Below are 18136 nucleotides of genomic sequence, written 5' to 3' on the forward strand. Positions count from 1 at the left end.
CTTAAGCGCTAATGCCGCCGTCAACCGGCAACGCAATACCTGTAATAGATCGTGCGCTCTCGGTGCAAAGGAAAAGCATCGCAGAAGCGACTTCCGTCGGATCGACGAAACGCTTGGTCGGCATTTCGTTGAGAAAGTGCTCTTTAGTGGTTTGCTCTATCGACAGGCCGAGACCAGCCGCCTTTGCTTCAACTTGGGCCGCCGCGAGCGGAGTATAGACCCAGCCGGGGCAGATCGCATTGCAGGTAATGCCAAGCTCAGCACCTTCGAGCGCTACCGTCCGGGTCAAACCGAGCACCCCGTGTTTTGCAGCCACATAGGCAGTTTTGCCAACTTCACCAGCAAGTGCGAGAGTTGACGCGGTGTTGACGATCCGCCCCCATCCCTTACGCTTCATTCCAGGGAAGACAGCCTTGATCGCGTGGAATGCAGCCCCAAGGTTCACCGCAAGTAGGCGATCCCATTGTTCTGCGGGAAAATCTTCAACGCCGCTTACAAACTGGACACCGGCATTGTTGATCAGGATGTCGACATGCCCAAGCTGCTCGAGAGCGGCTTCGACAAGTGCGCCTCCTTGGCGCGCATCTGATAAGTCGTGATCAAAATGAAAAGCCTTCTGGCCGCTAAGCGCGGCAAGCTCGGTTACGAACTTGTCGACTACGTTCATCTCACCCAAGCCATGGATTGCGACTTGTGCGCCGGCCTTTGCAAACGTCCTGGCGATGTCCTGACCCATTCCGGTCGTCGACCCGGTGATCAAAGCCTTTTTACCCGCAAGCGATACATTGAGATCAACGACACCCATCTTTGTGCTCCGCAAATGACTTCGAAGGCCCAACGCTATCAAAGCGCTTCTTCCAAGATAACTCGATTTCTGTTATCGATACATGCACAACATGAATATATGGACGGCGGAAATGGACATTGCGCTTCTCAGAACGTTCTCTACGGTTGCCACACTAGGTAGCTTTTCCGGTGCTGCCCAGCGCCTCAATATGACCCAGTCCACCGTCAGCCAGCAGATCGCACGTCTCGAAGAACATCTGGGAAAGCAGCTTTTTGTTCGAACAACGCGAAACTGCCGTCTGACTCACAGCGGCGACGAGCTTTTGGAACGAGCGAGCAAGGTAGTCGCTCTCGTTGATGAGATGGAGAGTGCTTTTCGGCCGGAGCTAAGTAGCGGAACAGTCGTTGTCGGGGTGGTCGATGATTCATATCTTTTCGCTCCCCTCACGCGAGCTCTCGCAGAGTTTGTAGAACGACGGCCTACCGTCAGTATCGAGATCAGAGCTGGTATGTCTGCAGACCTTTTACGCGAATTGAAGGCACGCAACATTGAACTTGCCCTCCTTCGTGTAGACCCCGAGACAGAGCGGGATGGCCTTTTGCAAACCAGCAAACTGGTATGGATTTCAGCGCCAGCTTGGCAGGTTCCTAAGAACGGGGTCATCCCACTTGCTGTCGTTGGCGGCACATGCAACTACCACAAGACGGCACTCGAAACATTGCGACGGGCCGGTCTTCAATCAAGGCGTGTCGTTACCTGTAGCAGTCTCGAAGGTGTGCTCGAAGTGGTGCGCGCAGGCTTAGCTGTTTCCGTAGTTCCGGAGGGTGAACTGCGCGCTGGTATGGAAATCGTGAGTGATCATCGGCTTCCTGTACTTCCTCATACAGGTCTCAAGATAAGTTTCAGCGACCAGGAGCCATCGGTCGCGGCCAAACAGTTGGCCAGAGTCATCGAGACTACCCTTCAGAACAAGGTTCTACCGAGACAATAATGAAAGATTTCATTCTTCGGTTTTGCGGATCTCGACGCTAAGAGGAAGCGATAAGATCTGCGACCGCGCCGGCCGTCGCCATAGAAAGTGTCCAACCGAGCGATCCATGGCCACAATTGAGATAGAGGCCTTTGATCTTGGTGTCGCCCACTAGCGGTTTGCTGTTCGGCGTTACTGGACGAAAACCCGTCCATGGGTTGAGATCGCCCTCGTAATTTCCTGCTTTTGGGAAGATGCCCCGCGCAGTCGCGAGCAGCGTCCGGAACCGTTCCTCTTTAAATTGCGAATTTGACGGGCCAATATCCGCAAGCCCTGCAACACGCAGCCGATCGCCTATGCGGCAAAATACCGTCTTCCGCGCGGTGTCCGTGATGCTGGCTCTTGGCGCGGCATCTAACGCCGGTACTGTGAGAGAATAGCCTTGGACCGGCCATATCGGTAATTTGATGCCAGCCGCTTTTGCGATCGAAGGAGCACAAGCACCCAAACAGATTACAGCGCGCGAGCACTGAATTTCCTCTTTCGCTGTTGCGATCGCACCCAACTGATTGCCTCGGCGCTTCACATCCTCAATCTTTGTATTGAACAAAAATTGCACGCCGTAGTCGCGCTCAAGTAGCACTCGAAGGCTCTTACTGAAGAGGTTTGAGTCGCCTGCGTCGTCATGCGGCGACCAAATGGCGCCCACAAATGTGTGGCCGTAATGGGCTAAGGCCGGCTCTCTCTCCAATGCTTGTTCCCGCGTCAGAACCACCTGTTCCGCGCCGTACCGGTTTTTGAGTTTACTCAAGTCTTGCGCCTTACGAAGACTATCTTCATTCGCGAAAAGCGTAATTTTCCCGCTTTTCGAGTAATCAAAATTTAGCTTCGATGAGAGCTCGGCAATCCCAGGGCGACTGCGGAGTGCAAGCTCTAAGATTTCGGTGGTATTTCGCTCGAAGGCCCTTTGAGTCGAATTAGCGAGGAACTTCAGCCCCCAGGCTAAGAAAGCCGGCGAGAGGGACAGAGACACCCTGAAAGCCGGGTCGAGTCCGAGAAGGTATTTGTGTATATTCATCGCCAGCGAGGGGGAGGCCATCGCATCGGTATAAAAGTAACTTAACTGAGCGCCGTTGCCGAAGCTCGCGCCGGCCTCAGCAGGGCCTGAACCAGCATCGACGACAGATACGTCGAGTCCTCTTTTTGCTAGCGCGTAGGCGGTTGTCATGCCGACAACGCCCGCTCCAAGGACGAGAATGCGGTTCATTGGACATCCCGAAGACGAGCGATAACTTCTATTTCGACCGGAACGCCACGCGGCAATGCGGCAACGCCGATCGCGAACCGTGAGTGCGTGCCGCGCTCACCAAAGACTTCCACGAACAGGTCTGAGGCGCCGTTGATGACAGCAGAGATGTTTGTGAAATCTGCTGTGCAGCTTACGAAGCCGCAAACCTTAATAAGCTCGTCAATGAGTGAGAGGTCTTGATTTGTCGCCATCGACAGCTGACTAATGACGTTGAGGGCGGCTAACTTTGCCGCTTCATAAGCCGTTTCTTGGGACACAGTATCACCTACTCGGCCGAAGTATTTGGCGACACCATCCTCTAGTGGCAATTGACCAGATACATAGACCAGTCCGCGGTCAATTTTGTATCCTAGAAGGTTACCCGCTGGCTTAGAAATCTTTGGCAACGCCAGGGTTAGCGCGGTTAGCCGCTCTTCAGGTGTGTGAGTCATGACCTACTTCTTCCGTTCCGAGTAATCGAGGGCCTTTGCTATAAACCCCGCGAAGATGATCTTATCGATATCAGCGACGCCGTATTCCGGGTGCCATTGCACGCCTACCGCGAAACTATGGTTCTTTGCTTCAATTGCCTCGACAACACCGTCGGGCGATAGAGCGAGTGTCTGGTAGGCCTCATTTGGCAGGACCGACTGATGATGTACGCTGTTCACTCGGTGGATGTCGCCGTCCAAGGTCGCGAAGTGGAGCGAGTCACTACGGATTTCGATTTCATGATGGGGCAGTGATGCCGATTGCTCAGGCTTATGCTCGAGCGCACCGTCGACTTCTGTGGGAATATCTTGGACCAATTCCCCCCCGAGGCAGACAGCAAGAAGCTGCATTCCATTGCAGATCCCCAGGATCGGCATCGATCGCGATAGCGCACCCTTAATCAAGGCGCGCTCAAAGTCCGTTCGTGCGGGCTTCATCACGTATTGCTTTCGAGCCGTCTGGCGATATAAGACCGGGTTGATGTCGAACACGCCACCTGTAACCAGCAGTCCATCCACTGCTTCCAGGTACTCATCAACCTGCTCCCCATAAGGCAGGATAAACGGAAGACCTCCGGCATTCGTCACAGCGTCGGCATAATTTCGCCGAACGACGTATTCGGTTTCGGGAGCGGCGAGATCATTCACATCCGGCGTAATGCCGATGCGGGGTAAGGAGCGCATCTTAGATCCTTATGACAGCCACGCGCGAGTGACATCCTGATAGATGTCGACGGCCTTGAGTACGTTCTCGATTGACACAAATTCGTCCGGTTGGCCGCTAAGCCCCAAGGAGCCGGGGCCAATGATCGCGAACGGTACGGAAAGACCCTCTAAAAGGACTGTGCCATCGCTGTAGTAGGACACTCCCTTGATCTCTGGTGTCTGATTCCGATGTCGAGCACAGACGTCGACACATAGTTCGACGAAAGCGTCTTCTCGCTTGCTTTCCACTGCAGGTTTGAAGTCCAGGACTGTGATGTTAACGCCAGTGGGAGCCAATTTCTCCACCTTCGCAACGATCTCTTTGTGATCAACTCCCGGATGGAGCCGAATATCGAAATCAACCGCACAATGATCCGGGGTCACATTGACGGCTGAGCCGCCCTGTATTCGACCCACACGCACTGTCGGTGCATCGAGCAAAGCATGTTCAGGGCAGTCTAGGTCCAACGCGGTCAGGCTGGTCAGAAATTCATGGATCAAGTCGATCGCATTCACGCCGGCCTCGCCCGATACGTGGCCGAGCCTACCCGTCGCCGTTGCCCTCAACCAAAGTGCTGCCTTTTCCACGATCACCACGTCGAGATCGCTCGGCTCTCCGCAAAGGAACGCGCCTATCTCTTTCTTAAGTCCCCGTTCAGCGAACCGGCGCGCTCCTAGGAGGTTAGCACTCTCCCCCGCGGTAAAGGCTAAGATAACGTCACCCCGTAATTTAATACTGGGCTCTGCAGCTAATTTGCCCGCCGCTGCAATCATTGCCGCAAGCGCGCTCTTCATGTCGCTCGCGCCCCGGCCATAAAGACGGCCGTTCTCCACCTCGCCGGAGAAGGGCCATCTCTGCCACGGAACAGTCCCAACTGGCACGGTGTCCATGTGAGAAGAGAGCACGAGCGCAGCCTTCTCTCCTGTTCCTCGGATTCGGCCTAAAACATTCCCGCGCCCCGGAAGAAACTCGTCGAGTTCGGACTCGATACCGAGCGCAAGCAACTCTCTATGCACTAAGCGAGCGATCTCGATTTCTCCGCCCGGCGGATCACAACTGTCGATTGCAACAATTTGCTGAAGGAAACGGATTGGCTCGAAGTGATGCTTACCTTTGGTCGCCGCTCGAGCATCAATAGTCGCCATAGGAAATCCTCTCATTTTTTTACGAGAATGGCGGCTTCGTCACCTCAACAGAAGCGCAAAAGCTCAATGGATTGATCCGCAAAATTTATGAATAGCCCCAAACATGGGACGACGCGGCAATATCAAGTGTATGGGTGGTATAATGCACCAACTCAGATGGTTCAGGATACCCGAGCAGGCGTTATCAAGGCGGCGGATCGAACGACCTTACTCGAGAGACAGAAACTCACAGCCGAGTTTATCGATAGCGGGACGACGAATCATTGAGAAGTGGTCACCATTGACCCACAATAGATCAACGTCGAGCATATCTTTCACTCCAGCCGCAGATTGAATCGCGCCCAAATTTTTCAAAAACAGGTCGTTTGTTATGCCGGTGACATTATCCTGTGTAGGTAGGACGAGTGTTACAGGAGAATAGATTGGTGCATAGATTTGAGCGGTGTCAGCGATGCGGCAATTTTGATCGAAGACCCGCTTCAGTTTGCCTAACACCGCGCCATGTGCTCTCGATGTCCTTGACCGTGGCGGCACGGGCGTACCTCGGCTCATGTGTACGAGCCGATCAAAATCGTTGTCATCCAACCGAGCAGTATGATAGGGAGACAGTGCCGGTGCTAACAGCCCATCGATGGCAACAATCCGCTCTATTTCCCGACCGCGGCGTCCGAACTCTACCGCGAGGGAATATACTAGCATTGCTCCGAACGAATGACCTACAAGTCTGAGAGGCCCATCCGTTTGTTCATGTTCGATTGCGTCAGCCATCTGGCGGGCGACCGCCACAACGTCATCAACATTACCGCTTTCGGGCGCACTCAGCCCGATCACGTCCATGTAGTCCTTAACAGACTGACGCAGTCCAACTTCTCCACCAACTTGACCGAGAATTCCCTCAATGAAAAAGATCTTTGGGCGGGATTGTTTGATCGTGCCAGGAGCCGGAGAGTCTGTCGTCACAACACGGGAATTAGCCTCGCTCACAACCGCAGCGAAGCGCCGTTCGATCTCGTCAAGGCTGAGGCCCTCGGAGATCGAACTCAGCGGTATATGTGTATTGGTCAATTCTTGTAACGCCAAACGGAGTTCGATCAGCTGAAAAGAGTCTAAACCATTATCGGTTAAGGAACCATTCAAATCCAGCGATTTCGAATCTACACCGAGCACCTCCGCCACCTTCGTCAACACTGGCCTATCCATTCGCCCGTCCGGAATGCCGGTGCCTTTCGGTGCAGAGGTAGTGCTGCTAGGGGGCTTAACCCCTTTCATTACGCAGACCGGCCTTTCCCTTACGTCGCGCAATACAACATACGATTTGCCGTCGTCACATGCTGAGACAGTTCCGGGACCCGCAGAACCTCCCAAGTCGAGCAAGCGGATTGAGTCAATGTTTGCCGCGAGAAGCGTCGTTGCCTGCTCTTGAGCGCTCTGTACATAAGTCATCGCCTGCAGCATCGCATTCAGTGCTGTGATCAATCCGGTTAGTCCGGTGGCGTCTGGAAGCGGGCATAGCCTAGCATGAAGTGCATTCTCGGCACGCCAACTAGTTTCAATGCGCTTGTACTCGGGTCCATATTCCATCCCCTGAGACGCAAAGTGCGCGTAAAGCGCTTCCGAGGAGACTGACTCACCACCACCAGCAAAAGGCTTAAGATCATCGGGGCGGTCGGCGAAGAAACCTACCACGGCCGTAGCATTACGCCTCCAAGCCGCCTTTCTCCCTGTAGACCGAGAATAAAGAGCCACCTGGGGTCGCTCTCCACGCTCCAACTGAATGCCAATTTGACAGGTACTTTTTGCCGCGTCCAGAACGATGGGAGCTTCAAAAACAACGTTATCTAACCGTATGGTAGTTGTATGGTCTGAGCTGGGAAGAAAATCAAAGATCATCGCCAGCACTCCGGCCGTGGGGACCACATATATACCATTTACCTGATGCCCCTTCAGCCAATCGACGTATTGCGCCGATATCTCGAAAACCGTGCTCTTGCTGATGCTAGCGTCCCCGAAGAAAGGCAGTGAGATCCCACTTTGTCCAGCGACCTGCATGCCGAATACCTTACTGGCAATTTCATGTCGGCTGAACCGATAGGTCGGCATCGGCACCAGCGAACCAGCCCCCGTTTTGTTGAGCTTGTTCCACGGTATGGCATAACCTGCCGCAAATAGATCAGCTATCTTTTCAGCGACTGGATGCTCCGTACGGCTGATTCCCGAGATCACACCCAATTCATCTTGGCATTTGCAGGCGGCCGTCGACCGCGCAAAAGTGCTAAGCACTTGCCCTAGCCCAAGTTCAAAAAAAACCGGTTCCGCCACGCGATCCAAGACGCGCTCCAAAGCTGATTTGAAGTCGACGCAGGATCGCATTTGTTCGGCCCAGTATTCTAATGTGAATGGCTCGAACTGCTGCGTCGGGCAGGTAGAGAATATTGGAATTTTCGGGCTTCTGGGTTGCAGAGTTGGACCATATTCACGTAACGCTCGCGCTGCCGGTGCCATAATCTCAGTGTGAAAGGCATTCGCGACCTCGAGGCGGTGGTGCCTCAATCCGTTTTCCTCACAATACTTCTCCAGAACTTCGTAGGCAGTGTCCGGACCTCCGACGACCGCTCGATCAGGGCAGTTCTTGCACGCAACTTCTAGCCCGAACTCTTGCAGTGGAGCCTGCAATGACTCTGCATCGGCGTCCACCTGGCACATAAAGCCTTTTCCGGGCACCCGTTCCATTTCTACCGAGCGGACGACGATTAGATCTAGTGCCTCGTCCAGAGTCAGTACACTAGCAGACACCGCTGCGGCGATCTCACCGACGCTATGCCCAACTAGAGCTACGGGTTGAAATCCAAATGACAGCCACAAAGCGCTGAGTGAAAGCTCGACAGCAAAGACCAAGGCCTGATCATGAATAGTACCGCGCTCGTTAGAACACAAATGACTATAGTCCGCTTTCCCAAGGAACGCGCCAATCTTCTCAGTAAAAAGACAATCGCCCAAGCGGAACCGTAATCCGTCGAGAATGTCGTTGAAGCGATCCTGAAATACTTTGAAACCATTAAGATCGGCTATACTTTCCCAATCAAATCGCATTCCCTGCCCCGGAAATGTCCAGACAAGATTTTCCGAACTTTTTCCATAGGGAACTCTCTTAATCGGTTCGCCATAGTGAACACTATAACTACTTCTATTTTGGCAGATTACGCCTCGCGATGGGCTGAAATGGCGCCGTCCACGCGACAACGTCTCAACCAGGTCAGCCTCCCTCAAATTTACGCCAGACGAAAGGAACTCTACCAGCGCACCCGCTGTGGCCTGAAACGCCAGAGCCGACTTTGCTGATACCGGAAGGATTTGACCTATCGGTGACATATCAGCGTCTCCTTTGATCTTCTACCCGTTGCAAGACTATATGGGAATTTGTGCCCCCCATTCCGAAGGCGCTCACACCACCAAACAGCGAATTAGAAATAGCAAGCGGCTCCGATTGGCTCGTCACTTGCATGTTTTCATTCGGGGATAACCGCGGATTCAGTTCTTGGAAATGGCAGGTTCCTGGAAAGACAGAGTGATGCAAACTCAAGCAAGCCTTGATGAACCCAGCCACGCCCGCGGCTTCATCAAGATGGCCGAGGTTGCCCTTAACAGAGCCGACCAAGCACGGTGAATTCCGTTTGGATTTCTTGAGACTCTGCTCAATCGAACTCCATTCAATAGCGTCTCCAACAACCGTACCAGTCCCGTGCGCTTCGACAAAAGCCAACGCATCGGGTCCCAAGTTGGCGCTACGCAATGCCTGAGTGATTACCTCAGCTTGCCCCATAGGGCTTGGCGCGGCAAAGTTCATCCTACGATCACCATCGTGGTTGATGGCGCCGCCGACAATGTTTGCGTAAACTGTATTGCCGTCACTTATAGAATCTTTATTCCTTTTAAGTACAACGAGGCCCCCACCGTTACTAAACACAGTTCCATCTGCTGCAGCATCGAAGGGGCGACAAACACCGTGCGGGCTCCGGACAGATCCTTCAACATAGTCGTAACCTATAGGCTGAGGCCAAATCACCGAAATGCCGCCAGCCAGTGCAATATCGCATTCATCGTCTAGCAGCGCCTTTCTGGCATAATGAATTGCCGCAAGGGAGGTGGCACACGCCGCCTGGATCACGATGCTAGGGCCGGTGAGGCCAAGACGGTAAGAAACCGTCGAGGTCAAGTAGTTTCGGTCGTTGCCAAGACGTTCCTGTAGCGTGTTGTCCTCGCGAAAACAGACATTGGTCGTGCTCTTGCGCAAGGGCTCAAGTTCATTAATTAAATATGTGCTCAAACCGGCACCTGCGAAGAGCCCGACGCGAGTATCATTCCCAAAGTTCGCATCACCGGAATGCTCAAGCGCAGACCAACATAACTCGAGGAAAATCCGTATCTGCGGATCCATTCTATAGGCTTCTGCCGGAGAGAGCCCGAAGAACTCGTAATCAAACGAATTCACGTTCTCAAGTCGGCCGAAGCTTGGAACAAAGAAGTTGCGTCCTTCCTCCAATTCCTTTTCGGCTGCGGAATCATCATCCCTTGTGATTAGGCAGTGCCCGCTCGCCAGGTTCTCCCACAACGCCTCCGTCGAGACCGCCCCTGGGAAACGACAAGCCATTCCAACAACGCTGACATGCTCGTAACGCCCCGCGAACCGCGCAGGAGGAAGCGCATCATGGTTCGCTGGGATCTTTGCGCTCTTAAAGTGATTCTCCAAGGAGGCAACCGTAGGAAAGCGATAAAAGTCAGCCACTGTCAGACCTGGAAAAGTTCCCGATAGCTCCACCTCAAGCGCAATTAGCCCCAAAGAATCGAAACCAATATCGCTGAACCGACTATTCGGTGTGAACTTTGCGTCGGGTGCGAGCTTGCGAATCGCCCCGGCTACCTTCATGTTATGAAGTGTAGCTTCCCCGACTAAGGTGGACGAAGAGAAGTCACCAATCTCTATCTCAGCAGCGCGACGTTCGAGTGAGGGATAGTCTATCTTCCCGTTTTTTAGTCGCGGTAACTCAGGCAAGTTAAGGACTCGGCACCGAAATTGGCGCCCGAGTTTGGAGATGATGTAATCGACTAAATCCTCTGGCCGGAGCGCCGGATAGTTTGGCTCAGCCGAAAAAAAGGCTATGGGCTCTTGCCCAATGGTCGTCGAACGCGGCGAGATCGCAGCAGCGTCAGCAATGTCTTCTCTCTGACGGAGTACTGATTCTACGGCACCTAAGGAAATCCGGTTGCCACGCACTTTAACTATTCTATCGCTGCGCCCCACCAAATAGATATTGCCGTCCTCGTGTATAAAACCGACATCGCCCGTCACCATCGGAGCTGAGAATCCGTCCGTTGAGTCAATCGGAAACTGAACCGCGAGACTGCCAACCATGCCCGCCGGAAGCGGCTCGTTTCGGGAGCCCTGTACAGAGACTTTGGTTCCGGCGATCGGTCGCCCGACCGGCGGGTGGGCTGGCCACGCATTGGGCTGACTTCCTAGCAAATGCGCCGTTATGTCTTGGGTTTCTGACATACCGTAATGATTGAGAAGCATCGCACCCGTAGTAGCAAACCAGCGCTTGATATTCTCACTTATCTCCAACGGCGCACCTGCGACAATCACCATCCGCAGGTCTCGACAAGGAAGGTTCTGTTCCAATGCTGCCCTAGCCACTCCTTCCAACAAAACGGTTGGGAGGTATATCCTATCCAACTCCATTCTATTCAAGAAAGACGCTAGCTCGGTAGCGCTCCGCCTCAATTTCGACTCTGCGAACACAAGTGTTCGCCCCCCGGCCAGTGTTGCATAGATCTCGTGATATGCCACATCGTGCATAAGCGACGACAGTTGGCCCATCCGACGTGCCTGAGGTAGACACTCCAGATGCCATTTCACTAATCGGTCCAACTGTGCAGCAGGAAACCGAATTGCTTTTGGATTTCCGGTGGATCCCGAAGTCATGACTACATATGCGTCAAGCTGTGGGGCCGCAGACTGTGGCTGCTCTTGTGCCCCGACTAGGAGACGAAAACCTGCGACCGGTGTTTCGCAAGGCGCAAATCCTCTTGGCAAATTAGATCTTTGGAAAACCTCTTCCGTGACTAGAATTGCGCTGACACTCGTCTGCTCCAATTGTTCTGGATGCAAATGGCTGTCCCCTTCATCCATCCGAAGAAAACACCCACCTGCCATGTTCACTCCAATGAGCGCCGCGATTTCCTTTGGCTCGCGCGGACCGGCATACGCGATCGTTGGATTGACAGCCACTCGCGCTTTTATATGCTCTGCCAGTTCGTCAGCAATGCATACGATAAAGGAATAAGAATAGCTGGTGCCTTGGCCGTCGAGGATTGCCTCACGTTCGGGGTTGTCTTTGGCTTGCTGACGCAGTGCGTTTAGAAAAAAAGGCGGCGCATTGATGCTGGGTTTAACGAACTCATCGACACCTTTCGGGCGGGCTTCCGATCGCGGCATTTGCAATAGGTACGTTTTGATTCGCCGAGCCAAGTAATCAATAGAACTTTGGTTTATCAGACCATTGGCGGATTCCAACCGGCAGATCAGTCGGTCCGACGCATCGAACCAAAAATTGATGACCAAAAGATATGGGGTGGGCGATGGTGCTGGTTCGAACACACGCATTACCGACGCGCTGCAAAAACTAAAGATCTTACGTCGCACTAAGAGAATATCGAACAGATTTTCAGTCCGACGCAATTCCGCGAATACTGTCGAGGCGGCAATATCTTGATAGGGAACGCGAGCAATCCGAGCTGCTAGCGCCGCCTGTGCTCTTGCCCATTCAGGAACTTTACCGACATTGTCCAAAGAGCCATATTCCGTTGATGGTGGCACCAAAGCCAGTCCAGGATTCCCGAAATAGCCGAATTCCGCGCAGCCGTCCGGGACACAATCATGGGGTATCGCTACGATAATCTGTTCATCGTCTAGCAAATTTGCGGTTGCGAATTGGAGCGCACCTAACAGAACTGCTTCGGTTTCGGCTCGGTGCCAAAATTGCTCATCTGGTGCGATGTCGAGCTCGCTAACGGTTGGTCGAATGTCTCCTACAAGGCGGAATCGTCCGCGCAGATCACCTAAATCAACAATGTCCTCTGCTAGACGTGCCACAGCTTCCCAGTCGCCTTCCGTCGCGGGGGTAGCAGAGAACCGGTCGACAAACGATGCTCGGCCGTTTTCCAACTTCATCTGATCGGACAGACTTTCTAGGAATAGAAGTAACGACCGGTCTCCATCGCAGATGACATGGTGAAACAGACAGAACAAATAGGTCTTACCTTGGCACTGAACAAGTTGCATCCGCCAAGGGTAGTGCGAAACTAAATGGGAAGGCAGACTTATAAAGTCTTGATAGCACGTGGTAAGTTGCTGCATGGATGCGCAGTTTATCTCGGGCAGAACAGCCTCTTTCAGGCACTCTGCGCCCGTCTGATGGATCCAGGAATAGTGCCCGTTGCGGCGAACAAGTTGCGTATTCAGTAACGTGTGGCGACGCAAAATGGATGTCAGCCGTTCCTGCAGTTGTCGCGTTGACATGTGAGCCGCCAATTCGACTGCACAGCATATGTTGAGATCCTTCCGCCGCGGATCCATCGCATCCAGAAAGCACATTCGTTCCTGCGACGAGTTCAATAGATATTCAGTGCCTTCTTGTTTCACTTTGCTTATCCCAATGAGGCTGCAGATAAATGCTTGACCAACGAAGCCGCTTTCAAATTGGCACATGGCCTAAGTTTTGGCGCGAGTTCCAACGAAGTCCCCGGGCCTCGTCTTCAATAACTCGAGGCGGACTCGCCACAGAGAACATGACGCTCAGTGCCCTTGAGCGGCGGGTTGAAAATGCTGACGAGAACAAGGTCCTCGTTCCTACCTCCACGCAAAAAATGCCTGTCATGCTTGTCGAGCACGTATATGACACCTTTGCGAATTGGAAAAACGTTGCCGTGCATGTCCTCGACCTCTCCCGAGCCTCCAATGCAATAGCATGCCTCCAGGTGGTTTCGGTATTGAAGCAGAGAGACGGTCTCGGCACGTACTACTGTGTGACAGACGGAAAAGCCCATTCGGTCTCTTTCTGTCAGTAGCCGATGGCTTGTACCACTACCCCACTCAACGAAGTGGTCGCTGACTTCAACATCTTGCAGACTGCGTACAAACATGATGCTCTCCGAATAAGAAAGACTCGACGTATTGGCGATACAATTTCTCGCTTGGTTAACTGACCAGCACTATCGTTCCACCTGCCTGAGTCATACTTCAGGATCATACTTCCGTGGTTGAACCGCTTAAGTCGCGAGTCCTGCATAAAGTGTGCCCACTCCGCTAATCGGTCCACTGCCAGATCAGGTAGTTTGTAGAGTGGCACAGAACGGCGCAAGATTTGTAGGCGATGGGGTGGATGCCCCCACTCGACCGCATCGATGTGCCAGAATGGTTGCGTTGGAACCATGAAAGGGGGAAGTGTTCATGGACAAGATTGGCATCAGCGGCCAGGATTTGGCGAAGAGAACGATCCAGGTCCATGCAGCCGGGGCTGACGGCGCGGTGATTTCGCGCCGGAAGGTGTCGAGCGGCGGGACGATGTTGCCAAACGATTGATGACGATTAGCAATGGCGACGATAGCTACTTGTAACTTCTCATTAGCCGGATCCGCTATGCTCGCGGATGCTGTGGCCGACGGGAGACCGAAGCCCCCTTGGGACACGAAGCCAGTGGCAGAGCTGGGCGTCTTTCGTCCGCCGTTCCATGAAAGCCGAACAGTCGCCAGGGCCGCAAGCGAAGCCCGATTGGGGGCAAGGATGGGGAAAATGGACGCGACCTCCGTAGGGGCCGACGTTTCGCAGGACTGGTTGGACGTGCATATGCTGCCAAGAGGCGAGCGCTTCCGGGTTGGCAATGATGATACCGGCATTGCCGAACTGCGGGAAAGGCTCTCCCGGGTTTCACCGGAGCGGATCGCGCTGGAGGCCACGGGCGGCCTCGAGCGGGTGGCGGTGGCGGCGCTAGCAGCGGCGGGTCTGCCGGTGGTCGTGGTCAATTCGGCGCACGTGCGCGCCTTCGCCGACACGCTCGGTAAGCGTGCCAAGACCGATCCGATCGGCGCGGCGGTGATCGCGGCCTACGTCAACGCCGTGCGACCGCAGTTGCGGTCGTTGCCCGCCGCGACGATCCGCGCGCTGGCCGACCTCGTCGCGCGTCGGCGCCACATCGTCCAGATAATCATGGCCGAGCAGAACCGTCTGCGCACGGCGAGCAGCCGTCAGGCCCTCAAGAGCATCAGGCGGCTGCTTGCCGCGCTGAACCGCGAGTTGCAAGCAATCGACGCCGACATGGACGGCCACATCCGCAAGTCGCCGCTGTGGCAGGTCAGCGAGAAGCTGCTCATCTCCATGCCCGGCATGGGACCGGCGGTGGCGAGAATCCTGCTCGCCGAACTGCCCGAACTCGGCAGCCTCGACCGCCGTCAGATCGCCGCGCTTGCAGGGGTGGCACCCTTCATCCGTCAGTCGGGCAAGTGGCGCGACAAGAGCTTTATCGGCGGCGGCCGCGGATCCGTGAGAGCGGCGCTGTTCATGGCCGCCCTCGTCGCCATCCGCCACAACCCTTACCCTCAAGACACTCCGCGATCGCCTAGTCGCCGCCGGAAAGGCCAAGATCGTCGCCGTCGTCGCAATCATGCGCAAACTGCTCACAATCCTCAAGGCCATGATCCGGGACGAAAAACCATGGCAAACCGCTTGACCGCCAAAACAGGCGCTCTCGCCTCTGACCAAACCATGATCTCAGATCCTGGATGAGGGGAGGCGAAGTTCGACGTTTACGAAGATTGTGAATACCAGACTGTAAGCTTTGTTGATCTTGTGCGAAGCGATCTTCAGGGCGTGAGGCCTTGAGGGTCTTGAGGCGGCGAGAAAAGTTGTGGCTGAGAGGCAGTCGGCGAGGTGATGACGCAATTGATCATGGCGGTCGTAATAGTAGCGTTTGACCGTGGCCACTTGATTGTTCTTTTTCGTTCGGTATTCGACATCGCCCTTGGCGCAGGCATGTTCGATGTTATATGTCCAAATGATTCGCCGGCCGCCATCGCTTTCCTTGATCAGGGGGATGGCCGAGCCGCTCTGGCGTCCGCTCGCCCTTTCGCCCCAGGGCCTCGTCCATTCTCCTCAAGAACCTCCTGCAGCACCGCGCGGATCACCGCTCGCAGTTCATCGGGCTTCGCAAGCAGAATGTCTTTCGCTGCGGCGGTGGTCTTATCTTCGATCCTGGTTGTGGTGCCGTTCCTCGTGAGGGAATCAGGTGACGCGAATATCACCAGTCTGCCATGACCGCCCCTCTCAGAGACTTTGCAGAACTTCAGCACACTAAGCTGTTTTGGATTGGTGGCCGGCGGATCGCCTCGGTCGTCGTGGGGCTTCCGTGTAAGAATTTGTCCATGCGAATCTATCCAAAAGATTGCACCATCCGGGACCAACATCTGATGGCTGCCTTGTGGCGGGTTTGTCGAGTCTGCAACATCGTGATGTCGACCTGACTCTAGCTGCGACCTCCATTAAGTCATTGATTAAGATGCAGAACCGATTTCTGGTGTTCTTTTGCAAGATTGGCACGACCTTTGAAAGTCCTTGAACGCGGTTCACAGGAACCGCAGGTTGCTCGATTCGCGTCGTTACTGTTTGGCGACGCTGCCTACGGGCGACGATGCACAAAGCCGCAGTCTCTGGCAGTCGCAGCTTGCGCTTCAATGACAATTGGCTGCGGAGGAGAGGCTACGGAACGCCCGCGGATGACTGCGTTCTCTCAAGTTCGAGAGCGAGGAGGTAGAATGTCCGATCAGCTCTGGTTGGTCCCGTCGATGCCTTCCCAAGAACCAGCCAAGGAGGCGTTTTCCGTCGAACTCGGCCGATTTCTGGAGCAGACTGATGGTGTTGCTCGATCCGAGCAACTGTTCGACCTGTTATCGGCTTTTGCCCTTCAGCATGAATGCCCGTGGATTGCCTATAGTTCTCATTCAGCCGACCAGATTCTGAAGTCGGTCCGACGGGCTCCGGCGCTAATGAGGTATCCTGATGAATGGCAGGAACATTATGTCCAGATGGGTTATGACAGGATTGATCCCATCATCAAAAAGAGCCGAAAAGAGTTGGGCGCCTTTCGATGGAGCGAGGCGTACAATGACGTAAGCACGACGGAAGTGGAACGGCGCTTTTTCGACGATGCCGCAACGTTCGGTTTAAAGTCGGGCGTCAGTATTCCATTGCACGGCCCCGGCGTCGGCTTCGCCATCATGAGCTTTGCTCGACCCTCCTGCCGAGAACTGCAAAATAAAACAATTACCTACTTGCAACTTGCCGCGTTACATTTCCATCTGAGAGCCGCGCGGGTCGTGAATTCGCGCTGCATAGAGAAAGCTCTCAACCTTTCTCTAAGAGAGCAAGAGTGTATTCTGTGGGCAGCAAGAGGGAAATCATCTTGGGATATAGGTGTTATTCTGGGAATTTCCGAGAACACAGTGAATTTCCACATAAAGAAGGTATTGCGAAAACTAGATGTCACTAGCAGAACGGTCGCCGCGATAAAAGCAGCGAGCCTCGGAATTATCGAATTGTGAGATGTGGTGTCCAGCGCCAGTTGACGTCGAGCTTACGACACATCGAAACGCTCAAGCATCTCTTTAGCTGCGCGTTTTGCAGATCAAGTTTTTGAGCCAGCCGTCGTCGCAGCTCTTTGATTTCCTCGTCGAGGATTGCCACTTCGTTGAAGAAAGGATCCCCGGAAGACGAGGGTTGTACGCTTTGCGCTTCGTTTGTGGCGACAGCGCTTCGCGCAATACCCGGGTGCGGGCTCTCTTCGGACATTCTCGGGGCTTGATCCGCGGTGTTCCTTGGGGCTTTTTGCTTTTCTCGCTTTTCGGCCCCAACGCCTTCGCGTCGGCACGCGAGTGATTGGTTTCACTGGGCGCAGGGGTTCTAGCCTCTTGAATGTCAATCGGTTGGCTGATTGCCTGCGTGAGATTGGGATCGCGAGTCGGCTTACCCGCCAACCTCGACACTTGATCAACGGGGCCATCTGCATCGTGATCAGGTGTGCTGGAAGCTTCTGTTGGATTGTCGGCCGGAAGTGCCGACTTGTTTTCCGCTTCGCTTTCGATAGCCTCGGGATCAGCGTCATGCGCAATCGAACTCTCTTGCACTTTCGTCGGTCGCCGCCGCGACGACAATCGAGCAAGAAATTTTCATGGTGATTTCATTGTGTTCCTACCTCGAAAAACGTGGACTGCGATCCCGCTGCAGCCCTGTACCTTCAAACGCCGTTCGGCCCGGCACCGTGACGTGCGGCCAGCGAATATCTCCCCTACTCAACATGAACTGAGGGTCATTGTCTCTACAAGAGCCTTTTCGACCCGAAGGGTTTGGTGACATAATCGCGGGCGTCGGCTTTGACTCGGGGCACCTGGTCAGCCTCATCAAGGTCGTCACCCCTGATGATGATCGGAAGATTTACATTGGCGGCAAAATCCCTAGCGAGTCGAAGACCATCTTCTCGGCCAAGGCTCAAATCATTGCTCGATCGATCCGGAAGCCTTTTGTTCCGACAGCCTGCTCGTCGTTTTCCACCGCTGGAAGCCCTCGCCCGCGTCCTGGATGCGGTCGAGCAGTCCGGCAAGCTTTTGCGAACTGCCGTTGCTCATCCTTCAGCACACGGTTTGGC

Annotated in this window: 14 protein-coding genes and 1 pseudogene; 4 read left to right on the top strand and 11 right to left on the bottom strand. The window is 54.3% G+C overall.

The features are described 5' to 3' along the window. Position 1: 1 nt before the first annotated feature. Positions 2–805 (bottom strand): 3-hydroxybutyrate dehydrogenase, encoded by an 804-nt coding sequence (locus PZN02_RS29660; RefSeq protein ID WP_280663605.1) that lies wholly within the window; start codon positions 803–805, stop codon positions 2–4. 112 nt (positions 806–917) lie between these two features. Between PZN02_RS29660 and PZN02_RS29665 the strand changes: the two genes are divergently transcribed. After that, positions 918–1778, top strand: coding sequence for a LysR family transcriptional regulator (locus PZN02_RS29665; RefSeq protein ID WP_280663606.1), 861 nt, complete (start codon positions 918–920; stop codon positions 1776–1778). A 37-nt stretch (positions 1779–1815) separates the two neighbouring features. On the opposite strand, the gene PZN02_RS29670 is transcribed toward PZN02_RS29665, so the two are convergent. The 7 genes from PZN02_RS29670 to PZN02_RS29700 form a co-directional block, all read right to left on the bottom strand. Next, positions 1816–3024, bottom strand: a complete 1209-nt coding sequence (locus tag PZN02_RS29670; RefSeq protein WP_280663607.1) for an FAD-dependent oxidoreductase — start codon at positions 3022–3024, stop codon at positions 1816–1818. Further along, positions 3021–3497, bottom strand: a complete 477-nt coding sequence (locus tag PZN02_RS29675; protein WP_280663608.1) for a RidA family protein — start codon at positions 3495–3497, stop codon at positions 3021–3023. Before PZN02_RS29675 ends, PZN02_RS29670 begins: the two co-directional genes overlap by 4 nt. A 3-nt stretch (positions 3498–3500) precedes the next feature. Beyond that, positions 3501–4220: a gamma-glutamyl-gamma-aminobutyrate hydrolase family protein gene (locus PZN02_RS29680; protein ID WP_280663609.1), complete on the bottom strand. Its 720-nt coding sequence runs from the start codon at positions 4218–4220 to the stop codon at positions 3501–3503. A 9-nt stretch (positions 4221–4229) separates the two neighbouring features. Then, positions 4230–5387: a M20 family metallopeptidase gene (locus PZN02_RS29685; RefSeq protein WP_280663610.1), complete on the bottom strand. Its 1158-nt coding sequence runs from the start codon at positions 5385–5387 to the stop codon at positions 4230–4232. 207 nt (positions 5388–5594) lie between these two features. Then, a complete protein-coding gene (locus PZN02_RS29690) occupies positions 5595–8756 on the bottom strand; it encodes an acyltransferase domain-containing protein (RefSeq protein ID WP_280663611.1) in 3162 nt (1053 codons plus the stop codon). Position 8757: 1 nt separating this feature from the next. After that, a complete protein-coding gene (locus PZN02_RS29695; RefSeq protein WP_280663612.1) occupies positions 8758–13152 on the bottom strand; it encodes a beta-ketoacyl synthase N-terminal-like domain-containing protein in 4395 nt (1464 codons plus the stop codon). A gap of 47 nt (positions 13153–13199) precedes the next feature. After that, on the bottom strand, positions 13200–13586 hold the full coding sequence (locus tag PZN02_RS29700; RefSeq protein ID WP_280663613.1) for an ectoine synthase: 387 nt from the start codon (positions 13584–13586) through the stop codon (positions 13200–13202). Between the two features lie 307 nt (positions 13587–13893). On the opposite strand from PZN02_RS29700, the gene PZN02_RS29705 reads away from it, so the two are divergent. Next, positions 13894–14025, top strand: coding sequence for a hypothetical protein (locus PZN02_RS29705; protein ID WP_280663614.1), 132 nt, complete (start codon positions 13894–13896; stop codon positions 14023–14025). A gap of 210 nt (positions 14026–14235) precedes the next feature. Next, a complete protein-coding gene (locus tag PZN02_RS29710) occupies positions 14236–15225 on the top strand; it encodes an IS110 family RNA-guided transposase (RefSeq protein ID WP_280663615.1) in 990 nt (329 codons plus the stop codon). A 307-nt stretch (positions 15226–15532) separates the two neighbouring features. Here the strand turns inward: PZN02_RS29710 and PZN02_RS29720 are convergent. Continuing rightward, positions 15533–15737, bottom strand: a pseudogene (locus PZN02_RS29720) (transposase); the annotation flags it as partial. A gap of 513 nt (positions 15738–16250) precedes the next feature. On the opposite strand from PZN02_RS29720, the gene PZN02_RS29725 reads away from it, so the two are divergent. After that, positions 16251–17036: a LuxR family transcriptional regulator gene (locus PZN02_RS29725; RefSeq protein ID WP_280663616.1), complete on the top strand. Its 786-nt coding sequence runs from the start codon at positions 16251–16253 to the stop codon at positions 17034–17036. Positions 17037–17099: 63 nt separating this feature from the next. On the opposite strand, the gene PZN02_RS29730 is transcribed toward PZN02_RS29725, so the two are convergent. Together PZN02_RS29730 and PZN02_RS29735 are read right to left on the bottom strand one after the other, a co-directional pair. Then, positions 17100–17618: a hypothetical protein gene (locus PZN02_RS29730; protein ID WP_280663617.1), complete on the bottom strand. Its 519-nt coding sequence runs from the start codon at positions 17616–17618 to the stop codon at positions 17100–17102. 366 nt (positions 17619–17984) lie between these two features. Next, the gene (locus PZN02_RS29735) at positions 17985–18116 is read right to left on the bottom strand and encodes a hypothetical protein (RefSeq protein WP_280663618.1); all 132 of its coding nucleotides are present in this window, start codon (positions 18114–18116) and stop codon (positions 17985–17987) included. Between the last annotated feature and the right edge of the window lie 20 nt (positions 18117–18136).

This window comes from Sinorhizobium garamanticum (assembly GCF_029892065.1).
GTDB lineage: Bacteria > Pseudomonadota > Alphaproteobacteria > Rhizobiales > Rhizobiaceae > Sinorhizobium > Sinorhizobium garamanticum.